Annotated in this window: 13 protein-coding genes; 11 read left to right on the top strand and 2 right to left on the bottom strand. The window is 38.7% G+C overall.

All coding sequences use genetic code 11. The features are described from left to right. The first annotated feature begins 20 nt into the window (after positions 1-20). From L6H70_RS15500 to L6H70_RS15485, 4 genes are all read left to right on the top strand, one after another. Positions 21-632, top strand: a complete 612-nt coding sequence (locus tag L6H70_RS15500; RefSeq protein WP_236334615.1) for a class I SAM-dependent methyltransferase — start codon at positions 21-23, stop codon at positions 630-632. Between the two features lie 144 nt (positions 633-776). Next, entirely contained in the window at positions 777-1874 is a 1098-nt protein-coding gene (locus L6H70_RS15495; RefSeq protein WP_236334613.1) for an acyltransferase family protein, read from the top strand. 439 nt (positions 1875-2313) lie between these two features. Further along, positions 2314-2619, top strand: coding sequence for an MCP four helix bundle domain-containing protein (locus tag L6H70_RS15490; RefSeq protein WP_236334740.1), 306 nt, complete (start codon positions 2314-2316; stop codon positions 2617-2619). Further along, positions 2591-4042, top strand: coding sequence for a methyl-accepting chemotaxis protein (locus L6H70_RS15485; protein ID WP_236334611.1), 1452 nt, complete (start codon positions 2591-2593; stop codon positions 4040-4042). Before L6H70_RS15490 ends, L6H70_RS15485 begins: the two co-directional genes overlap by 29 nt. Before the next feature lie 275 nt (positions 4043-4317). Here the strand turns inward: L6H70_RS15485 and L6H70_RS15480 are convergent, their stop codons facing one another. Next, positions 4318-5514 carry a hypothetical protein gene (locus L6H70_RS15480; protein ID WP_236334609.1) on the bottom strand — a complete coding sequence of 399 codons (1197 nt, stop codon included), beginning with the start codon at positions 5512-5514 and terminating at the stop codon, positions 4318-4320. Positions 5515-5623: 109 nt separating this feature from the next. Here L6H70_RS15480 and L6H70_RS15475 point away from each other — a divergent pair, with 109 nt between their 5' ends. Then, on the top strand, positions 5624-6442 hold the full coding sequence (locus L6H70_RS15475) for a MerR family DNA-binding transcriptional regulator (protein ID WP_236334606.1): 819 nt from the start codon (positions 5624-5626) through the stop codon (positions 6440-6442). A gap of 119 nt (positions 6443-6561) precedes the next feature. Here the strand turns inward: L6H70_RS15475 and L6H70_RS15470 are convergent, their stop codons facing one another. Continuing rightward, entirely contained in the window at positions 6562-7113 is a 552-nt protein-coding gene (locus tag L6H70_RS15470; protein ID WP_236334604.1) for a TetR/AcrR family transcriptional regulator, read from the bottom strand. A gap of 173 nt (positions 7114-7286) precedes the next feature. On the opposite strand from L6H70_RS15470, the gene L6H70_RS15465 reads away from it, so the two are divergent. From L6H70_RS15465 to sigK, 6 genes are all read left to right on the top strand, one after another. After that, positions 7287-8375 carry an acyltransferase family protein gene (locus tag L6H70_RS15465; protein WP_236334602.1) on the top strand — a complete coding sequence of 363 codons (1089 nt, stop codon included), beginning with the start codon at positions 7287-7289 and terminating at the stop codon, positions 8373-8375. A gap of 36 nt (positions 8376-8411) precedes the next feature. Beyond that, positions 8412-10547 (top strand): CocE/NonD family hydrolase, encoded by a 2136-nt coding sequence (locus tag L6H70_RS15460; RefSeq protein WP_236334599.1) that lies wholly within the window; start codon positions 8412-8414, stop codon positions 10545-10547. A 581-nt stretch (positions 10548-11128) separates the two neighbouring features. Then, positions 11129-12130, top strand: a complete 1002-nt coding sequence (locus L6H70_RS15455) for an AI-2E family transporter (RefSeq protein WP_236334597.1) — start codon at positions 11129-11131, stop codon at positions 12128-12130. Between the two features lie 236 nt (positions 12131-12366). Continuing rightward, positions 12367-12816 carry a GNAT family N-acetyltransferase gene (locus tag L6H70_RS15450; protein ID WP_236334596.1) on the top strand — a complete coding sequence of 150 codons (450 nt, stop codon included), beginning with the start codon at positions 12367-12369 and terminating at the stop codon, positions 12814-12816. Positions 12817-12922: 106 nt separating this feature from the next. Further along, positions 12923-14104: a glycoside hydrolase family 3 C-terminal domain-containing protein gene (locus tag L6H70_RS15445; protein WP_236334594.1), complete on the top strand. Its 1182-nt coding sequence runs from the start codon at positions 12923-12925 to the stop codon at positions 14102-14104. A 44-nt stretch (positions 14105-14148) separates the two neighbouring features. Then, positions 14149-14679: an RNA polymerase sporulation sigma factor SigK gene (gene sigK, locus L6H70_RS15440; protein WP_236334592.1), complete on the top strand. Its 531-nt coding sequence runs from the start codon at positions 14149-14151 to the stop codon at positions 14677-14679. Positions 14680-15488 lie beyond the last annotated feature (809 nt).

The raw sequence follows: 15488 nt of genomic DNA, 5'->3' as shown, positions 1-15488 counted from the left end.
TTCATCAATAAGTTTTTGGAATGATTGAGTTTGAAATACAATTTGATGAAAGCAGTGGGGGAAATGGTATGTCAAAAAAATTTCTTTTATTCGCAGAGCAATTCATTATAGATCCCAGATATATAGGGTCCATTTTACCGAGTTCAAATTATCTTGTGAACAAAGTCGTAGAGGGGATTGAATTTGATCAGGCTAATTACATTGTAGAATTTGGCCCAGGGACAGGAGCAGTTACAAAGAGAATTTTGGAGCTAAGAAATAGAAACACGATTTTATTACTATTCGAACGCAACACAGAATTTTACCAGCTACTTCTAGATAAATTTAAGCACGAAGATAATTTGTTAATTATCAACGATACTGCAGAGAATCTAGAATGGTACATGAGAATATACAGCATCCAATGGGTAGATTTCATCATTTCAGGACTTCCCAGTGAAAGTATACCTTTAAGGGAGTCTACTCATATTCTTTATGTGTCTCAAAAAAATTTGAACAGTGCTGGTAAGTTTATTGCTGTTTTGCATTCCTTTGGAAAAAAAGATCTTATTACTCAATACTTCAACAAAACAAAAATAGTACGAGTATTACGTAATTTCCCTCCAGTTTATGTATTAAATTGTGAGATTTAATGATGTATAAATATAGGAAGCTCCGTCCCTCACTGCAAGGATGAGAAATGGTCTAAGGTTGTCAGTCAAGAACAGAATAATATTACGATCGCAGCTTAGAGAAAAAGAGTACAGAAAAATAAGAAAGAAGTAAGGTGAATCAAATTGTTAGCAAGAGAAGAAGTGAATAAAGGAAGACAACTGGAATTTGATGTAGCGAAAGCACTGGCAATATTCTTTATGGTCATTATCCATGTTGGAGACAATATGAGTCAGCTTGATCATAATGGTATGCCATACTATTATTGGTTCCTTGATTTTATTGGAGGGCCTATGGCTGCACCAATGTTTATGTTTGCGATGGGTGTAGGGATGGTATACACAAGGTACAATTCTTCAGGGGATTTCGCCAAACGGGGTGTTAAGTTAATTGTCCTTGGCTATGGACTTAACTTTTTCCGTGAAACGTTTTTAATGATTGGTTCAAATGTGTTATCAATCGAAACCGATTATAAGAAGGCTTTGATTGATACTATAGGAACAGTAGATATTTTACACTTTGCCGGAATGGCATTCCTTTCTGTTGCTCTAATGAGAAAACTAGTTATTAAAAAATGGATGATGCTATGCATTGCTATAATACTTCAGGGAATAGGGACTCTTTTTATCGGCTTATTTGACTCTGCTCCGAAAGTGGTTCAATACGTATTGGGCTTACTATTCTTTACTAATAAGTATATTGCATTCCCAACCACATTGTGGCTGGTTTATCCGGTACTTGGTATCTGTTTTGCAAGCATTTTACGTAGGGTAACTGATAAGCAGGCGTTCTACAAAATGGTTCTTTTAATCAGTTCTATTGGTCTTTCAGCGATTTCCATTGGGACAACTACCGTAGGTTATAGTGTTGGGAGATATTTCACGGGTGAGGGTGCTTCCTACTATCAGCAGAACCTGTTTAGTACATTATGGATCTCATGTATTTTAGGTGTTTCAATATCTGTTTATTATTACATTTCAACACCAGTAAGGCGCAAAATGGAGAACATAATCAAATATCTTTCATCGAATCTGAATACGATCTACGTTATTCAATGGTTACTAATTACTTATACGATTGCGACAAAAGAAGTTATCGGATTGGGTAGTTTGCCAGCTCCGATGATCATTCCTGGGGGAATATTGATTGGACTGTGTAGTATAGGAATTGCGTGGCTCTGGAATCATTCAAAAGCAAGAATAGTTAGTAGTGGACAGAAATAATAACTTAACGAGCAATGTAATAAGATCATTTTTCTCCATTATCAAGATTTCAATCATTATTAAGTATCCATTACAGAAAACAGAGGCATCCAGAGCCTCTGTTTTGTCCTTAAAAGCACCAAAAACATTAAAGAGAAGGAAATTGGTACTTACTGCTGCTCAAGCTTAAAGTAAGGAAAAAAGGGGGTTAATCTATCTATATTCAGATCGGTTCAGTCAACTAGTTTTACCTAAGTGGTGTCTTTAAAATAGCTGATCAGAAAATAGTCACAGTCAATTTAAAGCGGGGAAATATTTATTGAATAATTCCTATTTAACAAGAATTTGTGAGAATGAACTTTGCTATACAGATTATCTTAGATCGCAAAGGTGTTTCAACGGATAAGGATATGTAATACATGATTTTAGGTTCAAATCTGAGGAGTAAGGATGTGTGAGCATGTGGGTGAAGGCTCTGTTAAGAAGATTAAAACTGAACATTCGGATGAAATTGTTGTCTGGTTTTTTAATTGTGGTTGTACTGCTTGCCTTTATAAGCATGTATTCACTAAATCAGATTAATACTATGTCTGAGAGTGCTGAAGAAATTGATCAGGTTTGGGTGCCGGGTATCACTCTATTGGGAACCTTGAATGGTGATATCTCAAACGTAGAACGTTTAGCCCTCTCAATTATTGTAGAGAGATGGGAATGGGATTATGGAATTAAAGGAGGACTTGGAGCAACTCACAATCAAGATAGATGATGAACGTAAACAGCTGATCCATTTAATTAAGAGTAGTGAACAAGCAATGGAGCTTTATGATGAATTTAGCACAAACTACGAGGCCTATCTCAATAAAATACCAGAGTTTATTGAAATCGGTTTGGCGAATAATTACGAGGAAGCCAGCAGGATACATTCAGAAGCTTATCCCTTATGGTTGAAAGCCAATGAATTGATTGCAAAGGTTATATCGGGGACTAATGAATTATCAGAAGAAGCTACAGATAAATCTTTGGAAGTTACATATAAATCGTTTCTTATCATTCTATTGGTCACGGTAATTTCCTTACTACTTGCTGTATTTATTGCGTTCTTCATTGCTAATATTTTCTCAAAACCTATACAGAGGCTGAATGCTTCTGCCATCCTTATCGCAAAAGGTGACTTAACTGGTGAGCCGATTATGCTTAAAAGTAGAGACGAACTCGGCACGCTGAATGCTTCCTTTAACACGATGAAAGTAAGCTTACATGCAATGATTCAATCCGTTTCTAAGACTTCTGAACAGGTAGGAGCCTCCTCGGAAGAACTATTAGCAAGTGCAGAACAAAATAAGAGTGCATCAGGAAAAATCTCCAGAACGATTGAGCAACTAGCTGTGGGTACAGCTGATCAAGTTAATATGGTTAATCGTTCCTTACAGGAGATGACCCAGATGGCCAACAATTCGAAACAGATTTCAGAACTAGCTAAAAGTGTATCCACATCCGCAGTTGCTACTGTAAACCAATCAAAAAATGGTAATTCAATTATTCATAATGCTGTGGAACAAATGGATACTGTTCGAAATTCATTAGCATCACTGACAGAACTTGTCATTGGTCTGGGGGAACGTTCTGCAGAGATTGGTATTATTACTGAAACAATCAACAGTATTGCTCATCAAACGAACCTTCTGGCAATGAATGCAGCTATTGAGGCTGCGCATGCAGGTGAACATGGCAAAGGATTCACCGTTGTAGCCACAGAAGTGCGTAAATTGTCCAAAGAATCTTCGGAATTTGCTCAAAAAATTACTGATCTAGTAGAGATCATTCAGAATGACACGAATCATGCGATTCAGGCAGTAAAAGTCAACAATAGTGAAACAGAAGCTGGGATTAAAATTGTTAATGCGGCTGGACAAGCGTTCGAGCAGATTTCTGATGCAGTGAAAAAGGTTGCTGGTGATATTCAGGAAGTATCTGAACGATCACAAGAAATGTCTTCAAGTACGAATGGATTGGTCCGCTATATGCAGCAGATATCCAATGTTGCTGAAGATGCTTCAGGTGGAGTACATAATGTCACTGCTATAACTGAGGAACAACTTGCATCGATGGAGGAGATTACATCATCGGCAAACTCACTTTCCAACATGGCCGAAGAGCTCCAAGAAAGAATAAATAAATTTAAAGTGTAGTATTTGCGATGTTTCCCCTATGAATAGCTTGGTTTCTTTGGTTAGCAAAGCAGAAAAATGGGATTGATAAATAAGATAGACATGTTTAGAAGCTACTCGCAACAATCGTTGCCGAATTCAGGTAACACTAAGCAGACACGGAAAGATCAAAAAAGACTGCAACTCATCAAGAGCATGCAGTCTTTTTTATTGACCTCACTTAAATATACCAAGAAAGACAAATTGTTTATCAGTTTAACCTCTCCAGTTCATCTAGGCCTTTAAGCCCTAGATGGCTACAAAACCTCTAAGATACGATCTATAATTGTATCGTCTTCTGCGATAGTGGTTGTTGTAAAAGTAAGGGTATCTCCAACTGCGACACATGCAAACTGATAAGGCATGGCCGGTTCAGCCCCTAGTGTAAAAGAGAATGAATCAAGCTTGTCCAGGATTTCTTTGGGAAGTCTTATTAATCCCAAATTTGAGAAACCGGTAGTATACCCGGCGCTCTCCTCCTCACCAAGTTTCCTGATAAGTTGTTCTTTTACAAACAAAGGAAGAAAATTTGCTATTTTCATAGCTCTTTCCATCTCGCTAATTTTAGACTGGATATAATCCTGTGTAATTCCTGTAAATTGTCTTCTTATATCTTGTCCCATATCGGAAAAATTCATTGATTCAGGCATAGTAATCGTTTTATGAGATACAAAATTGCGTAAAGATTTACTAGGGAAAAACCCTCTGCAATCAATGGGGACATTGACCGTAATTCCACTTGTACAATCTTCTAGTTCCCTCTGTTTTGCAAATTCGCTGCAAATATGAACCAATATATATTCGCTAATAGTGAGGCCATGCGATTTTGCTCTAGCTTTTATTTCTGAAAGTCTAATTTTATGAGTAATAATTCGAATCGTGGTCGGCTGGAATTTAGGTACATAAACGTCTTTAACGCTGCCTTCAGGCTTGGATTTCCTTAAATCTGCGTAGCGAGCATATGCATCCTCTGCTTCCTCCATACACACAGTCTCATTGCAGTCAATTAAACCTTCTTTCTTAATTGCTTCACCTAAGAGTTCGAAATATCTGGCTAATAAAGAACTAACCACCATTGCAAGACTACGTCCGTCACATACAGTGTGTAATACCTCAATCGTAACTGAACGATCTCCGTAAATAATTCTCATTAGATGGCCGGTGCCCATTTTGAATGAACTGCACAATGCCGGAAAATCCTTCTCATTTACAATTATTGGAGGGTTTTCGTGCAATTCATGGAAGTACCACATGAATCCCCGTTTACTACGGACATTCATAAACGGTAACCGTTGCATAAGGTCGTTAACTGCCTGTTGAAGTGTTACGGGAACTACTGGATCTTTTAGGTGAGCAGAGACACTATATGTCCCTGGATTGTTCTCACTATTAATTGTGGCATAAAACTGTCCAAGGTGATCTAGTTTGATTTTTGTATTAGGTTTGAAGTTCATTGTACAGGAATCCCCCTTTAATCATATTACGGTACTTGAACATGTCTCGGATTTTGCTTACAATCTGAGTATAAAGTCTATACCTGGTATAGAGTAAAGGAGCGTTTTGATGAAAAAATTTTTTTCAATTGGCGAAACTGCAAAAATTAACAATATATCGATCCAAGCTTTGCGTCTTTACGATCGAATGGGTTTGTTAAAACCATCCTATATCAATAAGGACAATGGGTATCGATATTACAGTATCGACCAGTTTATTTATATAGATATCATTAAATATGCTAAAACATATGGGATACCTCTTCATGAGTTAAAACCTACATTAGCAATGGGTGATATGAAGGAGATCGTTGAAAAGATCAGGATTTTTCAGCACTCCCTGGACGAACAAATTCAATCACTTATTGTAGCTAAAGAAAGATTCTCCAGGATCGCTGAAGCGATTGAGTATGGTCTATCTGTTGTTCAAAATCAGGCCCCATACTTTAGAAAGGTAGAAGAACGTATAATTATTCATCTGATAAAACAGCAAGAAGTAATTAATTTTGAAGTTAACGGAAGATTAGTTGAGAATGAGACCTCCCGGACTGGGGTGGAACTTGCTTTTGAAAGTGGCTACTTTGTTGACATTCCATCATTGATTATTGATGGTGAGGAGAAATACTCTTCAGCATACTTAGCGATTAATGAGAAATACTCAAACAGGCCCACACTTTTAAATTCTGATTATATTGTCAGTAGTATTCCCAAAGGTGAGTTTATCTGTATTACATACAATAAACAGAATAAAGATAACCAGATTAAACAACTGCAGAGACATATCAAAGAACTGAATATAGAGGAAATTAAGTTAATTATTGCTTGCGAATTATACGATGATTTTGAAAATCCGTCTATTGAATTACAGGTGTTGCAAGGTGAATATTAAGCTTCAGAGCAGGAGCCGATGATTTGTAACTAGTTACAAATCGTCGGCTCCTGCTTAATTATGTCAGCAAGTTAAAGAGTTTTCTCGAGGAATTGTAGTGAACATATTAGCAGGTTTAACTACGTCAAGATTTCATCGAAGTGATTATCTATTCTTAAAATCATATCTGTAATTTTTTCTTTAGGATAAATATAGTCATTTTCGGCCCAGCGGGTGACAATCGCAAGACAGCCTTGAATATGGTAATTCGCTAAAAATTCCCATTCATCTGTGACCATAACTTCTCCGGTTTCATATTTCCAAATATCAAAATATTTTTCTTCTAGAAATTCACTGATCCTTTCATGAAAAGTATGGTTCTTTAGAAACATGCGACACATTTTTGAGTTCTCGATGACATAATCAATGACCGATTTAAAAAGTTCATCGTATGTGTGAGTAGGGTCATGTATAATAATTGCCCCCATTTCATTAACCATGGCTTCTTCAAGTTGCTCATACAGATCATAAATATCCCTATAATGTGCATAAAAAGTAGCTCTGTGTACATCTGCCGTATCACTCAATTCCTGAATAGTAATACTGCGCAGCTCTTTATTCATCATCAGTTCAGCAAGCGCTTCCCTCAAAGCTTTTTTTGTTTTTCGTATCCGCCTATCATCATTGTTCATAAAACCCATCCTTTCTATACGACATATTGGCTATACATTGTCGTCTACTAGATATTTGAGTGCCATATTGAATATATTAAAACGACTCAGTGTCTATTATGATTATATTTGTAAAGTTAAATAAAATAAATAGTTAAGATCGATCTGATCTTCGAATTAGAAAGGTGATCATTATGTTAACGGCAATAAAAAACTGCTTTGGCCATGAGAACATAAATACTGGCCGACAACCTGAATTGGATATGGCTAAAGCATTCGCGATCTTATTTATGATATGGACCCATGTTTTTGAGGAATTTTCTCCTAAATCTGAAGGTGTTTTATTTATGTTAGTCAGAAATGTACTTGGTGGTCCCTTTGCAGCCCCGGTGTTTATGATGTGTCTTGGAATAGGGATCAGCTACTCCAGAAAGAATGCACCAATTGACTTACTTAAACGTGGCTTAAGCCTATTGGGTATTGGTTTGTTGTTGAATATATTTCGGTTTGTCATACCTAGTCTTCTGAAATATGAGATAACACATAATAGTTCTTATTTACAAAATACATTCTCTTTGTTCAGTGTTGATATTCTCCAATTTGCAGGCTTAGCCTTTATCTTTCTAGCGTTAGCAAAGAAGATGCAACTAAAACACTCTATCTTATTACTCATTGGTGGGGCTGCGTCAATAATTGGGATGTTTTTACGCCGGGTATCGACCGGAAATTATGTAGAAGATCAATTTGTTGGCTTTCTTTGGGGAACAGCTACCGAAACATATTTCCCTTTCTTGAATTGGATTATATTCCCGATTGCTGGTGTTGTTTTCGGTTCATATCTAAAAAAATGTAAAGATAAAGGGAAGTTCTATTCATTAGTGTCAATGCTTTGTGGTGGAATGGGAGTGCTATATCTCATTTTAACTTTTCAATACGGCTTAATGTTTTCATCAGAGGGTTCTTATTATTTTTTGGGACTGTTGGATGCAGTGTTTTTTATCCTAATAGCGTTATCGTTCTTTGGATTGAACTATGCAATCCTAAAACTATTCTCTAAAGTGTCTTTTCAACCCTTGATGAGATTGAGCAAGAATATAAATACTATTTACTGCATTCACTGGACGCTTATCGGACTGCTCGGTATTGTAACTCAAGTTTTTCTGAAGTCAAATAGCCTACTCTTTTGGCAAGGAACGCTCATTGCTGCAATCCTATTGGTTATATCGGATCGTCTTGCTGTATGGTATCTTGACAGATTTAAGCCAAAACTAATCAACAAGTAGAGCTTCTCAAAAAATGGATAGAAGGTGAACTATAAAATGAAGAATAAGCTAAAACATATAATGGCCATTGTTCTCTTGATCTTAATTTTAACGGTTACTGCCTGCTCCGGTAAAAACAATACAAATAAAAAAGTCAGCGAGCCATTTGAGTACGCTGGCTTTTCCTCCCCAGAGTACAAGGATTATGAAAAAAAATCGGAATATGTGGAGATGACGGATGGCACAAAACTTGCAGCTGATATTTACATACCTGCCGACGGGCCAGATAAGCAGAAATTTCCTGTCATATTCCAATATACGCCTTATGGCCGGTCGTTCATTATGCCAGATATAAAGTGGTATGAAAAGCCATTTATTAAAAATGCTGTTGGAACATGGGGGCCGATTGTAGATAGGGCTAATAGCTTCGGTACTGTGTATGGATCAACGAAAGAGATAGTAAACCTATTTTTATCGCATGGGTACGCCTATGTCGTTGTAGATATGCGTGGTTCAGGCGCAAGCTATGGAACAAAAGTAGATTTCTCGCCAAAGCTAGCTGAGGATGGTTATGAGCTTGTAGACTGGATTGAAGAGCAAACATGGAGTGATGGTAACGTTGGGATGTTGGGCGGTTCATACCTTGGTTATTCACAGATTATAACGGCTGGGCAGGCTCCTAAGGCACTGAAAGCCATTTTCCCTGAAGTTGTACCTATGGACGGTTTTACGGGAGAGATAAGACCGGGGGGGATTTTCTTATGGGCCTATTCACAGCTTGATATGCAGAAATATCTTGAACATAACTATCATCTGCCAGACGAAGGCTATTACCCGAATGCGCCTGTAGTAGATGAGGATGGTGATGGTGAGCTCGTTGATGAAATTCCGCTAGACTTAAACGGTAACGGCACATTTATTGACGATTACAATTACCCTGCTGATGCTAATGATCCACCACAATACGAGGATGGAAAGGAACGAGAACACCTCTATTATCTTGGGGTACATGAACATCTTGAAAACACACCATACAGTGAGTTGGGACCAAACACTGCTTTTATAGACGATGATTGGGAATATACAGACGGTAACAAGAAACACACAGTGACTGCCTATAACGTTGGGCCAGCCAGTGCATTAGCTGCTGTAATGGAGAGTGGTATCCCAATATATAATCATGGGGGCTGGATGGATCCTTTTATACGCGGTACTACTGAGCTGTATTCAACACTGAAGGATACCAATCCTTCCAAAATGGTTATTGATGCAGGATATCACGAAGGCACTTCACCTTACTGGGAGTACTTCGGGGAGGACGAAGAGAAAGTACTATCAAAGTACGGAATTGAAATGTTGCGCTTCTTTGATCGCTATCTTAAAGGAATACAAAACGGGATAGACACGGAACCGCCTATCTATATTTATAATATGAATGGTGATGGCTGGCGTTCCGAAAATGAATGGCCGCTAGCAAGGCAGCAGTTAAAAACCTACTATTTTTCCAAGGATGGAGAACTGGATACTGGGAGTGCTTCACCTGGCAAAGACCTCTACCAAGTTGATTTTAAGCACGATGCACGATGGGGGGAAAGTTATCAAACCAGTCGCTGGCAAATGATGAGTCCAGATGAGATGCCAGTCCGCACGGAGATGGATAAAAAAAGTTTGACCTATACAACCTTACCATTGACTCAAGATACAGAGGTTACAGGGCATCCTATTGTGGATTTTTGGGCCTCCTCCACAGCAAGTAACGGAGACTTCTTTATTTATCTCGAAGATGTAGATCCGAATGGAGAAGCTGTATTAGTCACTGAAGGACTTTTACGTGCGGGTTTTAATGAACTACATGACAATAATACGATGATACTAGGTGGAGAAAAGGGGATAGATGTCAAACCTGAACTTCCTTGGCATGGTTATGAAAACAAACAATACAACAAAGATGTTTTTGCTAACGGGAAAATTGTGCAACTAACCGTTGATTTAATGCCTACTTCCTGGGTATTCAAAGAAGGGCATAGCATTAGAGTTTCTATTGCTGGTGCAGACTGGCCCACGTTTGAAATTCTGCCAGAACTGAGTCCGACAAACAACCCCAACGATCCTAACAATATTGTGCCTGTTATTACAATTCACAGAGACAAGGAACATCCATCGAATGTCGTTTTACCTATTATTCCGAGATAGAAGGGGATAATGCCAGGTCAATCAGATTCGATGTATTCATTTGAAAAGTTGTATTAATGGAAGCGGCGGCGAACTTAGACTTAATAATTATAGTCATAGTTCGCCGCTACTTTCGTTAAACCTTCTAAAGGTTAGACACTTGAAAGGAAGAATTGAATATGAGAACTACAGTGGGAACAAAACTATTGGCCGGATTACTTTCTATAGCTCTGCTTTTAGGTATTACCGGTGCAATTACATATTATGATATAAAAAATTGACACTTCTTATACTGAATTATGCGATAAAACTAGAGGAGTTTATGAATGCTCATGATATACCCTGGATTGATTATATAGTCTCTAGCATCCCATTAAACAAGTCAACGCGTAGAGAGTATATTAGCATCTTGTATAGTTCAAGAAAGCAATTAATGATGGGTGGTAGCTTTATTACTTTCCAACATTCACTGTTTAACGAAAAACTATTTAAATTGTTCTTTAAAAAAGTTGATATAAAAAAGTGTTCAAAAATTTCCCCCCAGCCTTCATATTGTGCTGCAGTGTAGCTGGTTATGATAAGACACATAAAAGGAGTCCAATATGAATCTAATTGAAAAACTTCATACAAATTTGAATTTTCGGCGGTTCTTAATTCTAGTGTTGATTGCATTCATCATTTATCTTATTAGAGATATGTTAAATTTAATATTGCTGACTCTACTCATTGCATTCATTATGAGTAGTTTCCAGAGACAAGTCAGTAAGTTAATTAGTCGCTTCATCAAAGTCAATAGTAAAGTAATCGTGATAGTTCTGTACATATCTTTTGTCGCTATACTTACAGTTCTGTTGATTAAATACCTTCCTTTAGTTTATGAACAAATTATTCAATTAGCGACTTATTTATCAAATATAAGTATGGATGACTTACCGCAAAATCAAATAATACTCTATATATTTGATTCTCTTAAAGGTTTAAATTATCAATCTTATCTTAACAGTGGCGTCGAATATATTTTGAAAATTAGTAATTGGAGTACTAATTTTCTCTTATCCATTATACTAAGTTTTATTTATATTCTGGAAAAAAATAGAATAGTTGAATTTACTTTTAGGCTAAAAGATAGTGCTTTGGGATGGATTTATACAGAGGTTGAATACTTAAGCGGAAAATTTATTACTTCTTTTGGCAAAGTGATTGAAGCACAAATTTTGATAGCAGTGGTTAATACACTTATTACAGTTCTTGGTTTATGGTTACTTGGCTTTCCATATCTACTCGCATTAGCCATTATGGTGTTTCTGCTAAGTTTAATTCCCGTTTTTGGATTTATCATTTCACTGATACCATTAAGTATTATTGCGTATAATATTGGAGGTATGCAAACAACATTTTATTTATTAATTATGGTCGCACTCATACATTTTGCTGAAGGATACTTTTTAAATCCAAAGCTCATGTCATCAAAAATGAATCTTCCGATGTTTGTTACATTAATTATCTTATTTTTTTCTGAGCACTATATCGGAGTTTGGGGATTGATAATTGGTATACCAATATTCTTGTTTTTACTTGATATATTAGAGGTTGATCGATCATAAAACAGAAAGTTTGATATTGAGACTATAAAAATGTAAAGCCTAATTATGTGCACCTGTTGGAGATATTAGGTGCAATAACCTGATTGATAATAATAGCTTTCTGCTTACTGAGTTTATAGCTTCTCTTAGGCAAGGAGATGGTCCTGAAAAAGAAGATAAATTTGTCCTGCTTAGTTATTAAGTATATCTAGTTGATTCTCTTTTAAGAAAAACAAGCATGATAAAGGAGGGGAAATATGGAAATAGAGATTAGAGAAGTGAATGAAGAAAATTTAAATGATATCCTTTCATTACGTGTACATGATCATCAAAAAGCTTATATTGAAACTCCATTTGAAAGTTTAGAGGATGCTAAAAAATGTTCGTATTATAAGTCAGCTGGATTGTATGTAGATAAAGCCTTGGTCGGATTTGCTATGTTTGGTTTTTTCCCTCAAGAGGATAAGGGAGGCAGGGTGTGGTTTGATCGATATCTGATCGATAAGAAGTATCAAGGACGTGGATTAGGGAGAATATTACTAACGACACTTATAGAATATTTGGTACAACGGTTTAATTGTAGTGAAATTTATTTAAGTATATACCAAGACAATATTGGAGCTTTAAGTTTATACAAAAAATTAGGGTTTGAATTCAATGGAGAAATGGATATTAATGGGGAAATGGTAATGGTTAAAAAGCTATGATAAATACAGCAGTTTGGATGAAGATCCTAGCTGCTGTATTTGTGCGTGCATTTGACATAACGTTCGTCGCAGATATAAGCCCTTGTTTGAGCAGTTTCCTCTCATATTGAAACTACAGCTGGCAGGCGACCTGGTTACCGTGAATTATGCGGCAGGTTACCCGGAGGATGATTCCGTCGATGATGAGCTGATCAAGGAAAGCGTCTCACTGGCAGCGAATTCCGATGTGGCTGTCCTGTTCGTAGGCCAACCGGAATATGCCGAATCGGAAATGCATGACCTTAAAGGCATTGAGCTTCCTGAGCATCAAGTGAAGCTGATTCAAGCGGTTGCAGCCGCTCAGCCTAAGTGCATCGTGGTGACAAGCAGCGGTTCCGCCTTGGTCATGAGTCCATGGGTGCAGCATGTGCCGGGCGTCATCCATTCCTGGCTATCGGGTCAAGGCTTGGGCAGAGCGGTCGCAGAGGTATTGTTCGGACACACCAATCCTTCGGGCAAACTGTCGGAGACCTTTCCCGTGAAGCTGTCGGACAATCCTTCGCATATGCGTATTCGGGGAGAGAACGGCAAGTTGTATTACCGCGAAGGACTGTTCGTGGGTTATCGTTACTATGACCGCAAGGAGCTGGCGCCGCAATTTCCTTTCGGACACGGCTTGTCGTACACTACATTTGTCTATTCCGACCTGGAAGTGAAGCAGCGGGGGACAGGAGTCACAGTATCTCTTCAACTGAAGAACACAGGCAAGCGAAGAGGAAAAGAAGTCGTTCAACTGTACGTGCATGATGAAGAGTGCAAATGGACGCGTCCCGAGAAGGAGCTGAAGGCTTTTGCCAAAATCGAGCTTGATCCGGGTGAAACACAGAAGCTCGTCTTTGAGTTGGAGGAGAGAGATTTCTCTTACTACAACACCAAGTATAATCGTTGGGCAGCTGACACGGGATTCTTCCAGATTTTATTGGGCAGCTCATCCAAAGACATCCGAATCACCGGGCGCTTGCATTGCGATTTCGGAAAGGAAGAAATCACGTTCCACAAGTTCAGCCTTCTGAGTGAATGGTTGAGTGATCCCGCTGCGAAAGCTGTATTAGAGCATTCCCTGAATGAAATGAACGAATACGTCACAGATAAGGTATATCTTAACGATGAATTCGTCGGATTTTGGGAGGACTTCCCTATGGTGAAAATATTCCAGATGTTCGGTCAAAACTGGATGAACGAACGTTCGCCAGATGAGGTAATCCAAGAACTCATCGCACAGGTTGACCAGGCACGAACGATGCGGTGATTCGGAGGCATTGTTGAGCAACCAGCTGATGATCAGACAAGTAAGTGACATCATCTCGTGTCCACAACCTCAAAAAATTCGACAATACAGGGGAGGACATGGAGGACCTCATCTCCATCGGCACCATCGGGCTGATCAAAGCCATCGAGAGCTACCGCCCGAACAAAGGCACGAAGCTCGCCACTTTTGCCGCCCGCTGTATCGAGAATGAAATCCTCATGCATTTGAGATCGCTTAAAAAGACCAAAAAGGACGTATCCCTGCATGATCCGATAGGGACGGACAAAGAAGGAAATGAGATCACGCTGATCGATATCCTCGGTTCCGACGCAGATGATATTGTGAAGGAAGTCGATCTGAAGATTGAGAAGAGCAAGATTTACCGCAATCTGGATATTTTGGATGACCGGGAGAAGGAAGTGGTGGTTGGCCGCTTTGGCCTCGACACTGGCGGAGAAGAGCGGACGCAGCGGGAGATTGCGAAGGAGCTGGGGATTTCGCGGAGTTATGTGTCGCGGATAGAGAAGAGAGCGCTGATGAAGCTTTATCATGAGTTTTATAAGGCGAAGCGGTGAGTATAAAATTTGGAATATAGTGGAAGAATTAGAGGGGAAGCGGATTAAAATCCGCTTCTTTTTTATGGTATAAAACAATAATGTCTTCAGGTGTGATTGAACTTAAATGCATATTCTCTACGATAGGCTATGGGAAGACGCATGATCCGGTGGATTTGATCCATACTCATCGTCATCCTTTCTCCTCCTTGACTACTCTCAAGAAGGTATATCGGGTAGGATGACCACCAGCCTAAAAGACCAAAGGAATTTCCCTGATCCAACCAAGGATTTCTTGTTGATAATAGCAGGGAATTCCTGTTGATCCGACCAGAGATTTTCCGGTGATAATACCATCCCTTACGCCGGTGCCGAGCACGACGTCTTCACGGAGGCCGCGATTGACGATGGTTTTCGATTTTCCTCGGTGCCGCCCGATTAATCAATAAGGTTTGTAAAAGGCATCGAATACCGCATGTTTTGGGATCTCCCCTTTTGCGCCCGCTCTTGCTGGTGGACACGAACAATCGTCGCATCAATCATACTTTCCCAGTCGGGTTCCACGGAAACGTGTTCCAGGATGCGGTCCTAAATCCCGGCAATCTGCCAGCAGCGAAATCGTCTGTCAAGAACCATAATATTCCGGCATGTTTCGCCAGGACGCTCTTGTCCGCCACAGCATTGCGTTCAACATCTTGCGATGATCTTTCGGGGTCTCCCTCCTTGTGGTTTTCGTTCCGCCGGCAACAAGTCCTTAATCTTATCCCGTTGGTCGTCACGAATTTCGTATCATCTCATCACTTACCCTTTTTTTCAATTTATAGTTTGCA

This window comes from Paenibacillus auburnensis (genome assembly GCF_927798115.1).
Lineage (GTDB): Bacteria > Bacillota > Bacilli > Paenibacillales > Paenibacillaceae > Paenibacillus_AQ > Paenibacillus_AQ auburnensis.
This window is presented reverse-complemented; position numbering and strand designations above follow the sequence as displayed.

What these genes read in the sequence shown, in the direction of transcription:
- L6H70_RS15500 (WP_236334615.1), top strand. Translation starts at nt 21, where the DNA reads ATGATTGAGTTTGAAATACAATTTGATGAAAGCAGTGGGGGAAATGGT.
- L6H70_RS15490 (WP_236334740.1), top strand. Translation starts at nt 2,314, where the DNA reads ATGTGGGTGAAGGCTCTGTTAAGAAGATTAAAACTGAACATTCGGATG.
- L6H70_RS15480 (WP_236334609.1), bottom strand. Translation starts at nt 5,514, where the DNA reads ATGAACTTCAAACCTAATACAAAAATCAAACTAGATCACCTTGGACAG.
- L6H70_RS15475 (WP_236334606.1), top strand. Translation starts at nt 5,624, where the DNA reads ATGAAAAAATTTTTTTCAATTGGCGAAACTGCAAAAATTAACAATATA.
- L6H70_RS15470 (WP_236334604.1), bottom strand. Translation starts at nt 7,113, where the DNA reads ATGAACAATGATGATAGGCGGATACGAAAAACAAAAAAAGCTTTGAGG.
- L6H70_RS15465 (WP_236334602.1), top strand. Translation starts at nt 7,287, where the DNA reads ATGTTAACGGCAATAAAAAACTGCTTTGGCCATGAGAACATAAATACT.
- L6H70_RS15460 (WP_236334599.1), top strand. Translation starts at nt 8,412, where the DNA reads ATGAAGAATAAGCTAAAACATATAATGGCCATTGTTCTCTTGATCTTA.
- L6H70_RS15455 (WP_236334597.1), top strand. Translation starts at nt 11,129, where the DNA reads ATGAATCTAATTGAAAAACTTCATACAAATTTGAATTTTCGGCGGTTC.
- L6H70_RS15450 (WP_236334596.1), top strand. Translation starts at nt 12,367, where the DNA reads ATGGAAATAGAGATTAGAGAAGTGAATGAAGAAAATTTAAATGATATC.